The 16,075-nt window shown below is 59.8% G+C and carries 12 protein-coding genes; 8 read left to right on the top strand and 4 right to left on the bottom strand.

What is annotated here, in order from left to right:
* Positions 1 to 241 precede the first annotated feature (241 nt).
* From gcvH to RM6536_RS01020, 5 genes are all read left to right on the top strand, one after another.
* Positions 242 to 634, top strand: a complete 393-nt coding sequence (gene gcvH / locus RM6536_RS01040; RefSeq protein ID WP_049337538.1) for a glycine cleavage system protein GcvH — start codon at positions 242 to 244, stop codon at positions 632 to 634.
* A 595-nt stretch (positions 635 to 1,229) separates the two neighbouring features.
* Positions 1,230 to 2,003: a MerR family transcriptional regulator gene (locus RM6536_RS01035; RefSeq protein ID WP_049337539.1), complete on the top strand. Its 774-nt coding sequence runs from the start codon at positions 1,230 to 1,232 to the stop codon at positions 2,001 to 2,003.
* Positions 2,004 to 2,704: 701 nt separating this feature from the next.
* On the top strand, positions 2,705 to 3,349 hold the full coding sequence (locus tag RM6536_RS01030) for a MerR family transcriptional regulator (protein ID WP_005507725.1): 645 nt from the start codon (positions 2,705 to 2,707) through the stop codon (positions 3,347 to 3,349).
* Between the two features lie 191 nt (positions 3,350 to 3,540).
* The gene (locus RM6536_RS01025) at positions 3,541 to 4,353 is read left to right on the top strand and encodes a ParA family protein (protein ID WP_060823688.1); all 813 of its coding nucleotides are present in this window, start codon (positions 3,541 to 3,543) and stop codon (positions 4,351 to 4,353) included.
* Positions 4,354 to 4,639: 286 nt separating this feature from the next.
* Positions 4,640 to 6,097 carry a mycothione reductase gene (locus RM6536_RS01020; RefSeq protein WP_060823687.1) on the top strand — a complete coding sequence of 486 codons (1,458 nt, stop codon included), beginning with the start codon at positions 4,640 to 4,642 and terminating at the stop codon, positions 6,095 to 6,097.
* 156 nt (positions 6,098 to 6,253) lie between these two features.
* On the opposite strand, the gene RM6536_RS01015 is transcribed toward RM6536_RS01020, so the two are convergent.
* Together RM6536_RS01015 and RM6536_RS01010 are read right to left on the bottom strand one after the other, a co-directional pair.
* Positions 6,254 to 8,437 (bottom strand): AMP-dependent synthetase/ligase, encoded by a 2,184-nt coding sequence (locus tag RM6536_RS01015; RefSeq protein WP_060823686.1) that lies wholly within the window; start codon positions 8,435 to 8,437, stop codon positions 6,254 to 6,256.
* Positions 8,438 to 8,587: 150 nt separating this feature from the next.
* Positions 8,588 to 9,454 (bottom strand): alpha/beta hydrolase, encoded by an 867-nt coding sequence (locus tag RM6536_RS01010; RefSeq protein ID WP_060823685.1) that lies wholly within the window; start codon positions 9,452 to 9,454, stop codon positions 8,588 to 8,590.
* A 222-nt stretch (positions 9,455 to 9,676) separates the two neighbouring features.
* On the opposite strand from RM6536_RS01010, the gene RM6536_RS01005 reads away from it, so the two are divergent.
* Positions 9,677 to 10,426 carry a lysophospholipid acyltransferase family protein gene (locus RM6536_RS01005; RefSeq protein ID WP_060823684.1) on the top strand — a complete coding sequence of 250 codons (750 nt, stop codon included), beginning with the start codon at positions 9,677 to 9,679 and terminating at the stop codon, positions 10,424 to 10,426.
* A gap of 362 nt (positions 10,427 to 10,788) precedes the next feature.
* Positions 10,789 to 12,153 carry a class II 3-deoxy-7-phosphoheptulonate synthase gene (locus tag RM6536_RS01000; protein WP_060823683.1) on the top strand — a complete coding sequence of 455 codons (1,365 nt, stop codon included), beginning with the start codon at positions 10,789 to 10,791 and terminating at the stop codon, positions 12,151 to 12,153.
* 167 nt (positions 12,154 to 12,320) lie between these two features.
* Here RM6536_RS01000 and RM6536_RS00995 read toward each other — a convergent pair whose 3' ends face one another.
* Positions 12,321 to 14,021 (bottom strand): serine/threonine protein kinase, encoded by a 1,701-nt coding sequence (locus tag RM6536_RS00995; RefSeq protein WP_231917975.1) that lies wholly within the window; start codon positions 14,019 to 14,021, stop codon positions 12,321 to 12,323.
* 266 nt (positions 14,022 to 14,287) lie between these two features.
* On the opposite strand from RM6536_RS00995, the gene RM6536_RS00990 reads away from it, so the two are divergent.
* The gene (locus tag RM6536_RS00990; protein WP_060823681.1) at positions 14,288 to 14,656 is read left to right on the top strand and encodes an Rv2175c family DNA-binding protein; all 369 of its coding nucleotides are present in this window, start codon (positions 14,288 to 14,290) and stop codon (positions 14,654 to 14,656) included.
* 118 nt (positions 14,657 to 14,774) lie between these two features.
* On the opposite strand, the gene RM6536_RS00985 is transcribed toward RM6536_RS00990, so the two are convergent.
* Complete coding sequence (locus RM6536_RS00985; RefSeq protein WP_060823680.1) at positions 14,775 to 16,007, bottom strand: polyprenyl synthetase family protein; 1,233 nt, start codon at positions 16,005 to 16,007, stop codon at positions 14,775 to 14,777.
* Positions 16,008 to 16,075 lie beyond the last annotated feature (68 nt).

The raw sequence follows: 16,075 nt of genomic DNA, 5'->3' as shown, positions 1-16,075 counted from the left end.
CCCTGCTGGAGGTGAGTAATAGGGGTGCTTCTAGGGCCTTGGGAAGGGGCGCTTGTTGAGCGGTTAGATAGGATAAGGAAAATATAGTGTCATAGAAGTGGTACGGGGGTGTTTGGACGTGCCCCGCGTTACTTCTTATGTGATAATTGGTGTAGGACGTTCCGTCATCCCACATACGGAACGACACCGTGCGCGGGACGGTCCGCGCTACGCAAGAACACACTGAAAGGACACCGCTGCTATGAGCAACGTTCCCGCAGAACTCTCGTACACTTCTGAGCACGAGTGGGTTTCCGCTCTCACCGCCGAGGGCACCGTACGTGTTGGTATTACCGACCACGCTCAGGATGCACTGGGTGACGTCGTCTACGTCGACCTTCCCTCTGTCGGCGACTCTGTAGCTGCTGAGGATAGCTTCGGTGAGATTGAGTCCACCAAGTCTGTCTCTGATCTTTTCGCTCCCATTGCGGGCGAGATTGTCGCAGTGAACGAGGGCCTGGAGGATGACCCCGCACTGGTTAACTCCGATCCCTACGGCGAGGGCTGGATCATTGAGATTCGCCCCGAGAACGCTGATGACCTGGCGAACCTGCTGGATGCAGAGGCGTACAAGGCTGAGCTGGACAAGCTCTAAGTCGATAGACTCTAAGACCTTCTATAGGCCTCGGATAAGAGGTATGTAGTGGTGAGACGGCGAGACCGATTGGTCTCGCCGTTTTTCTTTTAAAATGCACACAAACGCAAATAGTTGGGCGCATTTAAGGTTCGTCTTGAAGGTGTAGGAATTCACTAAAGGGGCTTGAAGGATGACTAAACCCCTAGTGGGAGCCTCTTTCAAGTTAAATGTGATGAAAACTTCAACTATCGCGAGAAGATAAAATTTTCCTCGTAAAGCAGTCCAATATGAGATATATGTGTTCGAAGTATTGGAATTTTGCTAAAATTGGTACTGTCTCTACTGATTAATGTTTGATTGTGTGGCTATTTTTGGGTTCAAAAAGCCCCTGAAAAGGGCGAACTAAATAGCAAAATGCCTTGTGAGGCTATAAGATTGTCTCGAAGGTTTGCGGTTTATCATTTCGTGATAAACAACTAAACTTATCTATCACACTCTCAACACTAAGCAAAGATGTTCGGCACGGAGCGAGACCCCCGACCGGGGGAACGAGCCACTCACTCAAATTTCGGCTCGTATCGACATCGTCTGAACAAGTACCCGAAAGACATAGATGACCTCACGCATCGATGAGAACCTCACTAACGCTGAGGTTCAACTAGAGGACGTGGAGAACGGCGGCTCTGACCGTAACCCGCGTGACGTTAAGAGCCGGACCATTGGTCAGGTTCTTAGCCAGCTTGACCTGGAGTTCCCCGGAATTAGTGCATCCAAGATCCGCTTCCTGGAGGAGCGCGGTCTCGTGCACCCCAGCCGTACCGAAACCGGTTACCGCAAGTACTCCCAGACGGATATTGAGCGCCTGCGCTACATCCTCACCATGCAGCGCGACCACTACATGCCGCTCAAGGTAATCCGTCAGCACCTGGAGGACATGGAAGCCGGTCGCGTACTGAACTCCATGCCTGCCACCGTAAGCGAAGACGTGCTAGACACCGTCCTTGGCCCGAACGAGCAGGAAGGTCGCACCTACACTCTCCGCGAGCTGGCAGAATACGCTAACACCACCCCCGAACTGATTCGCGAGCTGATTGACTTTGGACTGCTCGAAGACGGGTCGGATGTGGAGTACACCGATTACGACGTGCTGATCGCCCGCGTGAGCGCAGAGCTGACCCAGCACGGCATTCAGCCCCGTCACCTGCGCGCATTCAAGTCTGCAGCAGACCGCGAAATCTCCCTCGTGGAAATTGCGGTAGCTCCGCTGGCTTCGCGCCGCGACGCAGCCTCCCAGGCTCAGGCGCAGGAACGTGCCGACAAGATTCGCAAATTGTGCCTGCAGTTGCACGCAACCCTCGTCGAATCGGCAATGCCTACCTACGAGTAGGCGCACGAAGACGCAGACTACCGGACAGTCTGCCGCTCGTAAACCCTCAGCGGTTCTACCGCACCCCGAACGGGGATTTCCCTCGGGAAACACCGCTGACCACGGTGATTCCCTCTATAGTCCCTACCCGCACCAACGGGTAGCGGCCTCTAGACTTGGACGAAGCCGACGCTGGCACGCTCGGAATTTCTACCCCTTCGTCCAACACGAAGAGCTTTCTCACCAGGGGGCTCCCGGCCTGCCAAGGCTATTCACTCAACTCAGCGGTAAATGCGTACGGACTACCAGCCCGTACGCATTTACTTTTTAAACTTCCCCTGTTTTAACTCCCCCTGTGCGGGGCGCCCAGAAAAAGCGAACGGAACAGGGGGGAGGGGCGCCCCTACACGGCGTTAATGAGGCAAGAATGAATCTGAAAAGATCATTCGCTCCGGTGGGTTCAATTTTAAGTAGAGCCCTCTATCAGTTAAAATAGATTGAACAGCCGCGCCTATCGCGCATCGGTCGCACTGTCGAACCGCTGTGTAGTATTGAAAACCGCGCCGGAACCCAGTAGAGGAGCCACGCGAATCATAGACGCAGATTCTAGACCTCAACCCTAGAATCTCACCCCGAGAATCGGGTCTACACCGGAACGATATCGACCGCATTTGATAGGGCGCGGTGAAGCACTTAAAAGGGTTTAACGAAAAGGAGGGACCGTGCTAGAGCAGCAGGTAGCCGAAAATGCAGGCGAGGCCGCAACCACGCACGCACCCCAGGGCTTCGACCAGCCCCTGGATGGCTTCGATACCCTCTTCCCTGTAGCACCGCCTCCGCGTGGTGAACAGGGCGTGCTCTTCACCGACCCTGTCTCTGTCGTCGAGGAAAACCTCGGCTACCGCGGCGCCGTCGCCTGCAAGGCAGCCGGCATCACCTACCGCCAGCTCGACTACTGGGCACGCACCGATTTGGTCGTACCCACCGTGCGAGGCGCATCCGGCTCCGGCACCCAGCGCCTCTACAGCTTCCGCGACGTGCTCGTGCTCAAGATTGTGAAGCGATTGCTCGACACCGGCGTGTCCCTGCAACAGATTCGCACCTCCATCGAGCATCTGCGTACCCGCGGCATTGACGACCTCGCGAACATTACCCTGATGAGTGACGGCACCACCGTCTATGAATGCACCTCCCCGAGCGAAGTCATTGACCTGGTTCAGGCAGGTCAGGGTGTCTTCGGCATCGCTATCGGTCGCGTCTGGCGCGAAATCGAAATGAACCTCAACGGCCAGCCCGGCGAAGAGATGCACGAAAACTTCGAAGGCGACGAACTTGCCGCCCGCCGTGCCCGCCGCGCACAGGCATAAAACACAAAACGTGAATCAGCCCGCGCTCACTACCTATCGGGTAGCGAGCGCGGGCTGAAGCTTTAAATGCGAGGGAATATTCAATGCTCACTTGAGAAAAAACTCAAGATACACCCCTGTCAGAGCCAGAAGAAAAGCGAAGATTCGCTAAAATAAAGGGGCATTACACCTCACTCATAAAAGGGACCTGCATGCCCCGCATCGTCAGTATCAGCAGCCTCAAGGGTGGCGTTGGCAAAACGTCCATCACTTTGGGGCTCGCCTCCGCGGCATTACACAGCGGACTCTCCACACTTGTTATTGACCTCGACCCCCACGGCGACGCCAGCACCGGCCTGGCAGTGGATGAAACCATCCCCGACGTCGCCTCCCTGATTGCCAGCTCCAATGAACGCGCCTTCGCGGAGGAAGCCGGTAGCTCCTCCTGGAACGCGCTCGTCGGCAAACCCACCCTGCTGACCAATAACCCCGTGACCACCGGTAGCGTGAAGGTGGCGCGAGGCTCGGCGCGCTCCACCCTCGTGGACCGGCAGGAAGCCGCGCCGTTCATCCGCCGATTCAAGCGCATGGTGGAGGCGGCAGCGGACGCCTACGACGTGATTCTGATTGACTGCCCGCCGTTCCTCGGAACCCTGTCTTCGATGGGCTGGGCGGTGAGTGAGCGTATCCTCTCGGTCGCTGAACCATCTCTCTTCTCCGTGGCGGGCACCGAACGAACCCTGCGCGCCATCGTGCGTTTTCAGCAGGAAAGCGGCATCAGCATTGACGGTGCGGGAGTAGTTATCAACAAGATGCGCCCCAACGACAGCGAACACCGCTACCGACGCGACGAAATGCGCTCCCTCTTCGGCGAGCTCGTGGCAGAACCCGTGCTCGCTGAAAGCCCCGTGCTGCAGCGCGCCCAGGGTGCCGCGTACCCGATTCATTTTTGGCCCGACGAAGAATCGGTTGATCCCGCCATTGACTTCACCCGCTTGCTGGCTGGGCTCATGGCCGATCTCTAAGCGCTGATATCTAAGCGCAGACATCTGGGCCTTACTAATCCGCGGGCATACATAGTTTCAATGCTTGAGTGCGTCTTCTCAAAGAACCGCTGTTTTTTCAGCGCTGTGCTCTCAGTGCTGCGGTCTTTGGGAGGGCGCACTTTCGCGTATCAGCAGGTAAAGAGATGAGATAGCGGGAATAGCGTGCCGCCCGTACACGTTATAGTGGCAGTAACAGGAATAAGCCCGTCATCGAGGGGCACGCTGGGAATGAGCCCAGCCTCAACACCATCAACGAGAGGACCATATGAGCATCGAGAACGTAGAACGCATTGACGGCGTAGCACAGTACGACCTCATCGTCATCGGCTCCGGATCCGGAAACACCCTCATCGGCCCCGAATGGGACGACAAGAAGGTCGCCCTCATCGACGGCGGTATCTTCGGCGGCACCTGCCTGAACGTCGGATGCATCCCCACCAAGATGTACGTCTACCCGGCGACCATCGCGCAGAAGACCCGCGAGGTCAAGCACCTGGGCGTCGATGCACACGTAGATGCCGTGCACTGGGCGCAGATTCGTGACCGCATCTTTGCCTCCCGCATTGACCCGATTGTTGAAGGCGGCCGCAACTGGCGTGCCGGTCTGCCCAACGTCGATTTCTACGACCAGTACGCGCGTTTCGTCGGCTCCCACACCGTCGAACTGACCGACGGCACCCGCCTGCAGGGCCGCCAGATTGTCGTTGCGGCAGGTTCGCGCGCCGTGCTGCCTCCCGTGCCCGGTATCGACTCTTCCAAGGTCTACACCAACGACAACGTTATGCGCATGGACGAGCTGCCCGCCCGTATGGTCGTCATCGGCGGCGGCGTGATTGCGGCAGAATTCTCCCACGTTTTCTCCGCATTCGGCACCGAAGTAACCCAGCTGAACCGCTCCTCCCGCCTGCTGCGCGGCGTGGACGAAGAGGTGGTGGCACGTTTTGAAGAAGCCGCAAGCAAGCAGTGGAACATCGTCAAGGATGCGTCCCTCTCCGAAATCCGTGAGAACGCCGACGGTAGCGTAACCGTCGTAGCTAAGCACACTACCGAGAACGGTGAAGAACTGCTCGAAATCCCGGCAGACGCTGTGCTCGTGGCAACCGGCCGCCGCCCCAACACCGACACCCTCAACGCGAAGAACTACTTCGACGTGCAGGACGGCGGTCAGCTCAGCGTCGATAAGTACCAGCGCGTGCTCTACAACGGCGCACCCGTACCCGGCGTCTACGCCCTCGGCGACGTGTCCAGCCGCTACCAGCTCAAGCACGTGGCAAACCACGAGGCACGCGTTGTGCAGCACAACCTCAGCCACCCCGAGGACCTGCATGCCAGCGACCACCGCTACGTACCGGCTGCGGTCTTCAGCAACCCGCAGATCGCCGTGGTCGGCATGACCGAAGAGCAGGCGCGCCAGGCAGCTGAACGTGAAGGCTTTGAGATTACCGTCAAGGCACAGAACTTTGGTGACACCGCCTACGGCTGGGCAATGGAAGACAAGGTCGGCCTGTGCAAGCTGATTGCCCGCAAGGACAACGGCGAGCTGCTCGGCGCGCACCTGGTCGGTGAAGAGTCCTCCGTGCTCATCCAGCCGCTGCTGCAGGCAATGAGCTTCGGCATGGATGCGCGCACCCTCGCACGCGGCCAGTACTGGATTCACCCGGCACTGACCGAAATCGTTGAGAACGCGCTGCTCGGCCTGGAATTCGACGAGCCCGCCAACTAACGCTCACCAACTAACGCCGGCTAGATAACGCGCGGAAGCCGAAGGTTATGGGCGGTCAACATACACGAGCCAATATATGAGAGGAGGGGGTCGTACCTAAGCGGTACGACCCCCTCCTCTTGTATATGGCCTCTCGTTGACGGTGGCCAGAGCCGGTTATGCCTTGTCGCCCTCAGACCTCTGAGGGCTCCGCTGCGCGGTCTTGTTCTCAGTCTGAGCGGTCTTCTCAACGGGCTTCTCAGCGGGAGCCGCTGCGGAAGAGTCCTCAGTGGAAGAATCCTCGGCGGAAGAGTCCTTATCCTTCTCTTCATGAGGCTTCTGCATCATCTCGGCGGTCTGCTCACGCAGCTCCTCAAACTTCTCAGCCGCCTGCTCACGCAGCTCGGCAAGACGCTCCGCCTGATGATCCGCGTACTCGTGCAGACGCTCAGCAGCCTGCTCACGCAGTTCAGCGAACTTCTCAGACTGCTCCGCCGCGTACTCCTGCAGACGAGCCAAAGAATCCGAGGTGCTATCGGAAACCTTGCCGTACATCTCATCCACGTAGGAGGAGAAGTCCTGCAAAATCTTCGCACGGCGTAGCTTCTGCGAAGGAGTCAGATAGCCGTCCGCCTCGGTCAGGTCGCGGTTCATAATACGGAACTCGCGAATACCCTCGGCGCGGGAAACCAGCTGGTTCGCCTCGTCCACGAGCTTCTGAATCGCGGCACGAACCGCCGGGTGAACAGCAGCCTCCGGGATGGAGAGCGAACGCGGCAGACCCAGGTGCTCCAACTGCTCGGGCAGGGTATCCGGATCCAGAGTCACCAGAGCCGCAATGAACGGCTTCTCATCGCCAATCAGCATCGCCTGAGAAACCAGGGGAGAGGTACGCAGATGAGTCTCCGCAATACCCGGAATCACGTTCTTACCGCCGGCAGTGACAATGATTTCCTTCTTGCGGCCCACAATCTTCAGGTAGCCGCGCTCATCGAAACGAGCCAGGTCACCGGTGCGGAACCAGCCGTCCTCGGTGAACGCCTGAGCGTCCTCTTCGGGGTTCTTGTAGTAGCTGCTAATCACTCCCACGCCACGAACCAGAAGCTCGCCGTCCTCAGCGATATAGCCTTCGGAACCGGGGATGAGCGGGCCAATCATGCCAATCTGGTACGGGTTGATGCGGCCAGCAGCAATCGGGGCGCAGGTCTCGGTCAGACCGTAACCCTCAACCACCTGCACACCTACCGCGTGGAAGAAGTGCGCCAGGCGCTCGCCGAGGGGGCCGCCGCCGGAAACCGCGTAACGCAGCTCGCCGCCCAGAGCCGCACGCAGCTTCGAGTAGACCAGCTTGTCGTACAGAGCGTACTGCGCTGCCAGCTTCAGCGGGACACGGCCCTCAACCTTCGCCTGCGACCAGCGCACTGCAATGTCGGTGGAACGCTCAAAGAGCGACTTATTGAACTTACCGCCCTTAGCTGCTTTCGCCATGGCGCCTTCGTACACCTTCTCAAAGACGCGGGGCACCACCAGCAGCATGGTCGGCTTGAAGCTATCCAAGTCAGCAGCCAGGTTCTTGATATTGGGGGAGTGGCCGATGACCAGGCCGGCGTCCAGCGCCAGCACCTGAATCAGGCGCGCCAGAACGTGCGCAAGCGGCAAGAAAAGAATGGAGGAGTTGCGGGAGTTCGCAATCTCAGACTCTGCAAACTTGGTGTTCGCGCTCAGGTTCAGGAAGTGACCGTGAGTCAGTGCGCAACCCTTGGGGCGACCGGTCGTGCCGGAGGTGTACACAATGGTCGCGATGTCATCACAGCCTGCAGCGGAACGTACCTGCTCCAGCTGCTCAGCGCTCACCTCGGACGCGCGAGCGCTGAGGGTATCAAGGTCGCCGTTCTCAATGACCCAGCGGTGCTTGAGCTGGCACGGCTCAGAAGTAGAAGCGGCGTATTCTTCCGCCTCAGCCACACGATTCAGGAGCTTCTCATCCTCGACGAAAATAGCGACTGCCTCAGAATGGGACAGCGCCCATGCCGCCTGTGCGGCAGCGTTCGTCTCATACACCGGCACGGAGACAGCGCCGGCATACCAAATCGCGAAGTCAATGACAGTCCACTCAAAACGGGTGCGGCTCATAATACCCACACGGTCACCCGGGCGGATGCCAGCGGCAATCATGCCCTTAGCCAGGTCGGTCACCATCTGGTGGAACTGCTGGGCGCGAACCGGCTGCCAGTTACCCGGAGACATCTGACGACGGTACAGCACCGGATTGGAGCTATCGGCACGGTGGCGCTCAACAATGCTTGTCAGGTTCAGCGAGGGGTCGACAATAACCTCAGCGGGAGTGGAGAAGACTTTCATAATGCGCCTTTCAAATCAGGGCGTGAGCCCGTGGCGGATCCGGTGCCGCGGGGTGCCCTCGATGGCCCGAGGAGCCGTAATATCTATCTGCTGTTCTACTCGCCACGGCGGGTGATGCTTGCGCCAGTTGCAGCGAGCGGAGCCGCAGAATTAGTGGTTTAGGGATGCGACAAAATCTTGGATGGTGGAGAGCAGATACTCTGCGTCATAGTCCAGGGTTGCCACATGGTAGCTGCGGGTCAGCCACCTAAATTCTACAGGAACTGAACAATGTTCGAGAAAATATTTGTGGGAGCTATCCGACACAGTATGATCGCCCAGTGAACGCAAATACAGGACCGGCGACTTCAACTGCGGAATCAGGGCACGAGTCTCAGCACCCAAAAGATGCAACTGATGCACCGCCGCCGTCGGAACCAGCGAATAAGCGCCCTCATTCACACCCGGAACCGCAATATCGGAACCAATCGCCTTGAGCACCGGCAGAACCTTCGAGACCCTACCGGCGTGACGCATCATCGGGTTCACATCCACCATATAGGGGTTAATCAGCACCGTGCCCACCACCGGCAGACGAGCCGACAGATGAGTCGCCACCGTGCCACCCATGGACATGCCAATGACCACCACCTGCAGACCCTGATCGGTCAGACGACGGTACCCCTGCTCGGCAGAAGCCAGCCACTGCTGGTACGTGCTATCACGCAAATCCTGCCAACGGGTCGCGTGACCAGTCAGCACGGGCATCTCCACCGCATAGCCGAGCTCCATAAAACGCTGCGCTACCGGGCGCATACTGTGCGGCGAACCCGTAAAACCATGCACCAGCAAAATACCCACGGGATGCTGCGCCGAATCAGGGGTAAAAGACACGGGGGAGTGATCGAACGCATCCTGCTCTTCCCCGAGACGACGCGCCAGGGAATCCTTAACATTTTGGGTCGCAAGAAGCCGGCGCTCGCGAGCCTTGCGGCGCATCCGCTTGAGCGGTTCCAGCGAGTTATCGAAAATGCTCATGGTCCTCCTTCGCCAACCTGCACGAATATGAGTGCAGGTGAGGCTCTATAGCGTATCCTGACCGGCTACCGCGGATACAGCACCGGTGCTGGTATATCGCCCCCAGCGCACCGATACACCGGTGCGCAGAAAAATCGTTCTCTTTCTTTAATTATCGCGCGTTCTCTCGCGCCTCTCCAGACACGCTAGAATTGAGCCGGGAACATTCAGAGAGGAGACCCCATGCCTAACACCGCCCTCTATTCAACGCTCAAGATTTTTGGCTCCCCCCTGCTGCGGGGACTGTACCACCATGACGTGGTGGGCCTCGAAAATCTGCCCGAGGGTCCCTACATTGTCGCCAGCAACCACCTGGCATTCTGCGACTCCATTTTTATTCCTCTCGCCATGCCTCGCACCGTAAACTTCCTCGCCAAGAGCGACTACTTCACCACCCCCGGCGTGAAGGGCCGCGCCATGGCGGCATTTTTCCGCGGAGTCGGCCAGCTTCCCATGGACCGCTCCGGCGGCCAGAAGAGCCAGGAATCCCTCAACGCCGGCGCGCAGGTCCTCAAGGACGGCGGCGTCATCGGCATCTACCCCGAAGGCACCCGTAGCCCCGACGGACGAGGCTACCGCCCCAAGGTCGGCGTCGCCCGCCTCGCAGTTGAAGCAGGCGTGCCCGTAGTGCCCGTCGGCCAGATTGGTACCGACCTGATTCAGCCCTCCGGCTCGAACCGTATTCGCCTGCGCCACGACGGCAAGCCCATTCGGGTGCGCACCATCATCGGCAAGCCCCTCACCTTCGAGGAATACACCGACGGCTCAGACATGAGCCATCGCGTTCAGCGTGAAATCGCCGACCGTATTGGCTCCGAGATCCGTGCCCTGAGCGGCCAGGAATACGTGGACGTGTACGCCGACCGCGTTAAGAAGCTCATGGCTGATAAGAACATGAGTGCTGACGAAGCAGTCGTACACCTGCAGCACTAAACATTGAGACAGCACCCTGAGACAGCTCCAGCTCCCTGGGACAGCTCCCCGGGTGCCCACATACGCCAGAGGGCGGGATGCGTACATACCGCCTCCCGCCCTTTCGTCTGCCGTTCTGCAACCGTTCCTTTTATCCCGCTGCCCATCAACCCGCTGATCGCCGACATCTATCACCGACACCGGGACGCTATCTAAACATGTGAGATGTACCTGACCTCGGGGTTAGGTGTTGAAGCAAGCAAGAGTACAATTAGGTCTATTCAGCCTGAAAAATCGTAAGCTGGCACGCCATACACGGTGCGCCGAGCACCCGAAACGGGGCTGAATCAGAAAACGCACAAGACCATCCCGATGGAGTGAAGATGAGCAATCAAAACCTCAGCACCTCGCAGGCCCCCGACCACGGCCTGGACACCTGGCGCCAGCTGCACATTGACCAGCAGCCCACCTGGAGCGAGCACGAAGATTTTGAGAGCACCATCGCCGAGCTGAACTCGGTACCGCCGCTCGTCTTCGCCGGTGAGGTCGACGCTATGCGCCAGGCACTCGGTGAGGTTGCTGAAGGTCGCGCATTCCTCCTGCAGGGCGGCGACTGCGCAGAAACCTTCGCGGGCGCAACCGCCGACAAGATCTCCGGCCGCGTCAAGACCATCCTGCAGATGTCTGCAGTGCTCACCTACGGCGCCTCCATGCCCGTGGTGAAGATGGGCCGCATGGCGGGTCAGTTCTCCAAGCCCCGTTCCGCAGACATGGAAACCCGCGGCGACGTCACCCTGCCCTCCTTCCGCGGTGAAACCGTCAATGGTTTTGACTTCACCCCCGAAGCCCGCGTACACGACCCCAAGCGCATGCTGCGCGGCTACCACACCAGCGCCTCCACCCTGAACCTGGTGCGCGCCTTCACCAAGGGCGGCTTCGCAGACCTGCGCGCCGTGCACCAGTGGAACCGCGGCTTCACCTCCAACCCCGCGCACGAGCGCTACGAGGAGACCGCCAGCGAAATCGGCCGCGCCCTCAAGTTCATGGAAGCCTGCGGCGTTAACTTCGAAGCGCTCAAGACCACCGACCTGTACGTCGGCCACGAGGCGCTCGTGCTGGACTACGAGCGTGCCCTCACCCGCATCGACTCGCGCACCCAGCTGCCCTACGACACCTCCGCACACTTCCTGTGGATTGGCGAGCGCACCCGCGGCGTCGACGATGCACACGTCGACTTCCTCTCCAAGGTCCGCAACCCCATCGGCGTGAAGCTGGGCCCCAGCACCACCGCAGAGGACGCACTCGCACTGATCGACAAGCTCGACCCGAACCGCGAGCCCGGCCGCCTGACCTTCATCACCCGCATGGGTGCGAAGAACATCCGCGAGAAGCTGCCCGCGATCGTTGAGGGCGTGCAGGCTGAAGGCGCGAAGGTCGTCTGGGTTACCGACCCGATGCACGGCAACACCATCTCTGTGCCCTCCGGCTACAAGACCCGCCGCTTCGACGACGTGCTCGACGAGGTTCGCGGCTTCTTCGAGGTGCACGAGGCGCTGGGCTCGTTCCCCGGCGGTATCCACGTAGAAATGACCGGCGACGACGTGACCGAATGCCTGGGCGGCTCCGACGCCATCGACGAGGCAGCACTGGCTGACCGCTACGAGTCCCTGTGCGACCCGCGTCTGAACCACTCGCAGTCCCTGGAAATCGCGTTCCTGGTCTCCGAGTACCTCAAGAACCGCGCATAAAACGCTTACGCTGTTCGCCGCGATAGGCGGTAGGGAGTAGTAGACACGACAATGCCCGGGTCTTCACCTGACAAGGATGAAGACCCGGGCATTTGCGTTTAACCTGCACTCGGCAAAAGAATGGCGCGGCAGAAGAGCGGCACTACAGGCGCTAGACGATCAGGGCGCTAGAAGGTCAGGAACGCCTCAATATTGCGCCACCACTGCGACTGCACCAGCGAGGTCGCAAGCCACCAACCGGTAAAGCTCGAACCCATACCCAGCAGAATCAGCACCAGAGCCCAACCGCCCACCGCCATACCGGAAGGCGGAGTCCTAAACTGCTTGGCGGGTAGGCGAGGATCCTTCTGCGAAGACTGCTCGGAATCCTGAGAAGAAGCGGTCTCCTCAGCCGTTGAAGCCTCAGAAGTGCTCGCCGCCCCCTTAGCCTTCGAACGGCGCGAACCCGAGGGGCTCAACGAACGCTCGGCATGGATCGGGGCGTACTCACCGTGAGCCGAGATGAACTCCTGCTCCGTCTGCGGGCCAATGCCAACGGACTGAGTCAGCGGGCTCTTCGCAGCGGATGCGCGGCGGCCCATGAACGAGCCCAGGCCTCGCTTACCGGGTTTACCCGTTACGCCGTCTTGCTCCTGGTCAGCGTCAGAGTCGTCATCATCGGAGGCGGAACTCACCAGCGGCGGAATGCCCTGGCGGTTCAGCACGGAGTCCTCAGCGTCCACGTCGGCAAGGTGCACGCCCTGACCCGCCGTCGAGGCATCGTACACGAGGCTGTCGGGGGAGTAGACATCGTAGGCGAGTAGATCGCGGGCATCGCTAAACGCGCTAATCGGGGTGTTACGCACCATCTGCGCGGCACCGCTACGCTCCGCAATATCGGCAACAGCCTCCCATAGAGGAAGCTCCGGCTCCGGGCACGAGGGGGCACGCCAAGCACGCTCAGACTCACCCAACGACTCAGAAATCTCCAGCAGAGCCGTAAACAGCTCGGTCGCATCCTCCGGGCGGGCGTGAGGCTGCTTGCGGGTACACCACGAAATCAGCCCCGCAATGTCGCGGTCTGCACCCGGCGCCACATCGGTCAGCGCGGGCATCTCAATGTTGGCGTTGTGGTAGAGCACCTGCTGGTCATTCTCCAGACCCACAAAGGGCAGACGACCTGAAAGCATGCGGTACATCATCACACCGAGCGCAAAAATATCAGCCTGAGCTCCGACCTTCACCTTCGGGTCCAGGACCTCCGGTGCAACGTAAGCGGGGGTACCCATGGGGGCGCCCGCATCCACCTGATCATCACGGCGGGAAAGACCGAAGTCCGTGAGCTTCACCTGGCCGTTAGCGTCCAGCAGAATATTGCCCGGCTTAATATCGCCGTGCAGGTAGCGGTTCGCGTGCACCTCCGAGAGCGCCTCCACCACCGGAATGAGGATATCCAGAGCCTCACCCAGGGACAGGGCATTACGCACACGCAACAGCTGACTCAGGGTGCAGCCGTGCACATACTCCAAGACGATGTACATGACCATCTGACCCGAAAAATATTCGGTACCCGAAGAGATCACGCCCACCGTATGTCCGCCGCCACCCACCTGGCGCATCGAACGCTCTTCACGGTGGAACTTCTGGCGGTTTGCCGCATCCTCGGCCAGAGCAGGGGAGAGAACCTTGAGTGCGACCGGGTTATTCGACCACAGGTCCAGCGCATAATAGACCTCGCTCATGCCGCCGCGGCCAATGAGCGAACCCACCTGGTAGTGACCCTCAATAATGGCGCCACTGAGCCACTGCGAAGAACCGATAGAGGTATCGGGGGCAGCGGGACGAGTGGCGGGAGGAACAGAAGTATTAGAAGAAGAACGAGGGTTCACGGGAGAAATCCGGCGTGGGCTGGGAGTATTCATACGTCTCAACATTTTAGCCCGCCCACCTGGAGAGACGCGATGCCACAGGGGGCCTGGCAGGTGAACACTCAGCGAACTCTTACAAAAAGCCGGCGGACCCGGCCCCACCTCACGGACCCGACTCCGCCTCACGAACCGCGGCAGCACACTATAACGAAAGAAACCGGGAGGGGCACCGAAAGCGCGGCGGGTCAAAAGTGGTAAATACGTGCCAGCTCTGGCACTCTTAAAAGGTGACTAACGAAAATATTGCTCAGACCTTCGCCCTCGTCGGCGATTGGGTAACTATCCCCGAAATTGCGCAGGCCCTCGACCTGAAGGTGACCCGCGTACACAACCTGATTTCTGACGGTACGCTCATCGCGCTGCGCGACCCGGAAACCAACGTGCGCAAGGTACCCGCACTGTTCCTGAACGGTTCGCGAGTTCTCGAATCTCTCAAGGGCACCCTCGTGGTCCTGAAGGATTCCGGCTTCAGCGATGAAGAAGCCATCGTGTGGCTGTACACCAACGACGAGTCCCTGCCCGGCCGTCCCATCGACGCACTGATCGACGGTCGTAAGACTGAAATCCGTCGCCGTGCGCAGGCACTGGCTTGGTAGTACCTACTTGGTGATACCAGCTTGGTAATAGCGGTCCGGCACTATAGCTAAATACGTTGAGGCGGCATACTCCGGTATGCCGCCTCAACTATTTAACGTCTATAACTGTAGTGACCTTCTATGCCTTACGGCGTAGCGCACGGCCCACAATATCGGTCAGCGCCGCGTGCGCCAGCTCGTCCAGGTTCATCGCCTCCAGCGCCTCAAACACAGCCTGAGACTTCTGCTCAATCAGCTGCTCATGCTTGGCAAAAGCCCCCGAAGAAACCATCAGCTCGCGGATACGCTCCACCTGCTCATCGCTCAGCTCGGGGTTGCCCAAACTATTGTGCAGAAGCGTCGCATCCTTTTCGTCGAGGGCGGCGGAGGTGAGCGCCACCAAGACGGTACGCTTACCCTCACGCAGATCATCGCCGGCGGGCTTACCGGTCACCTCGGGCTGACCGAAGACGCCCAGCTCGTCATCACGCAGCTGGAAGCCCTCACCCAGCGGCAGACCGAACGCGCGGTAACCGACAAGTACCGGGTGCTGCTCGCTCACGGCACCGGCGCCGTTCTCCAGCGCGGTAGCCTGCAGAGCCAGAGCGCCACCAATCGTGAAGGGGTGCTCGCACGAGTACTTGGCGGACTTGAAACGAATCACGTTCAGGGCACGCTGCAGAGCCGCCTGAGCGTCCTCGGTTTCGAGAACCTCGGAGTAGACGTCCAGGTACTGACCCGCCAGAACCTCGGTGCGCATCCGGTCAAAAATAGTGCGCGCGGGGGCGCCATAAATCGCTCCCTCACCCAGGGACGCGAAAACCTCCGCAGACCACGCCAGGGTCAGATCACCGGCAAGAATACCGCCGGTCAGACCGTAGTTGAAAGCATCACCGCGCCAGCTATTCTGCTCGTGCGCCGCCTCGAAACGCTTGTGCACGGAGGGTGCGCCGCGGCGGGTATCGGAGCGGTCGATAATGTCGTCGTGAATCAGCGCGGAGGTCTGGAACAGCTCCACCGCCATGCCTGCCTTCACAATAGACCAGGATGCGCGGTCCTCGGTTACGGGTGCGCCGCCCGCACCTCGCCAACCCCAGTAGCTCAGCAGGGCACGCAGGCGCTTGCCGCCGGTGGAGAGGGACTCAATAGCCTCCAGCAGGGGTAGAGTTTCGGCAGAAATGCCCTCGAGCAGCTCGCGCTGGCGGGTAAAAAACTCAGCCATGAGAGTGTCAAAAGCGTGCAGGTAGGCTCGCTGCTCTTCAGCAATACGCTCAGCAAGGTGCGCAGAAGCCGCCGGGATATTCGGCGCCGCTACGGTGAGGCTCTCGGTCGCCTGGGGAGTGGGTGCTCCGGAAGGAGAAGGGGGAGTCATACTATCCTCGCTGAAGGTCGCTGTGTACGGTCCTGATGGGGTGCGGTGTGCACTTCTTCTAGCTTAGT

Origin of the sequence: Rothia mucilaginosa, from assembly GCF_001548235.1 — a bacterium.
In the GTDB taxonomy this organism is placed as follows: Bacteria; Actinomycetota; Actinomycetes; order Actinomycetales; family Micrococcaceae; genus Rothia; species Rothia mucilaginosa_B.
The sequence above is the reverse complement of the archived record's forward strand: the minus strand, read 5'-3'. Positions and strand labels throughout refer to the sequence as shown.

Bases quoted from the DNA above. Each gene is read 5' to 3' on its own strand.
- gcvH (WP_049337538.1), top strand. From the start codon at position 242: ATGAGCAACGTTCCCGCAGAACTCTCGTACACTTCTGAGCACGAGTGG.
- RM6536_RS01035 (WP_049337539.1), top strand. From the start codon at position 1,230: ATGACCTCACGCATCGATGAGAACCTCACTAACGCTGAGGTTCAACTA.
- RM6536_RS01025 (WP_060823688.1), top strand. From the start codon at position 3,541: ATGCCCCGCATCGTCAGTATCAGCAGCCTCAAGGGTGGCGTTGGCAAA.
- RM6536_RS01020 (WP_060823687.1), top strand. From the start codon at position 4,640: ATGAGCATCGAGAACGTAGAACGCATTGACGGCGTAGCACAGTACGAC.
- RM6536_RS01015 (WP_060823686.1), bottom strand. From the start codon at position 8,437: ATGAAAGTCTTCTCCACTCCCGCTGAGGTTATTGTCGACCCCTCGCTG.
- RM6536_RS01010 (WP_060823685.1), bottom strand. From the start codon at position 9,454: ATGAGCATTTTCGATAACTCGCTGGAACCGCTCAAGCGGATGCGCCGC.
- RM6536_RS01005 (WP_060823684.1), top strand. From the start codon at position 9,677: ATGCCTAACACCGCCCTCTATTCAACGCTCAAGATTTTTGGCTCCCCC.
- RM6536_RS01000 (WP_060823683.1), top strand. From the start codon at position 10,789: ATGAGCAATCAAAACCTCAGCACCTCGCAGGCCCCCGACCACGGCCTG.
- RM6536_RS00985 (WP_060823680.1), bottom strand. From the start codon at position 16,007: ATGACTCCCCCTTCTCCTTCCGGAGCACCCACTCCCCAGGCGACCGAG.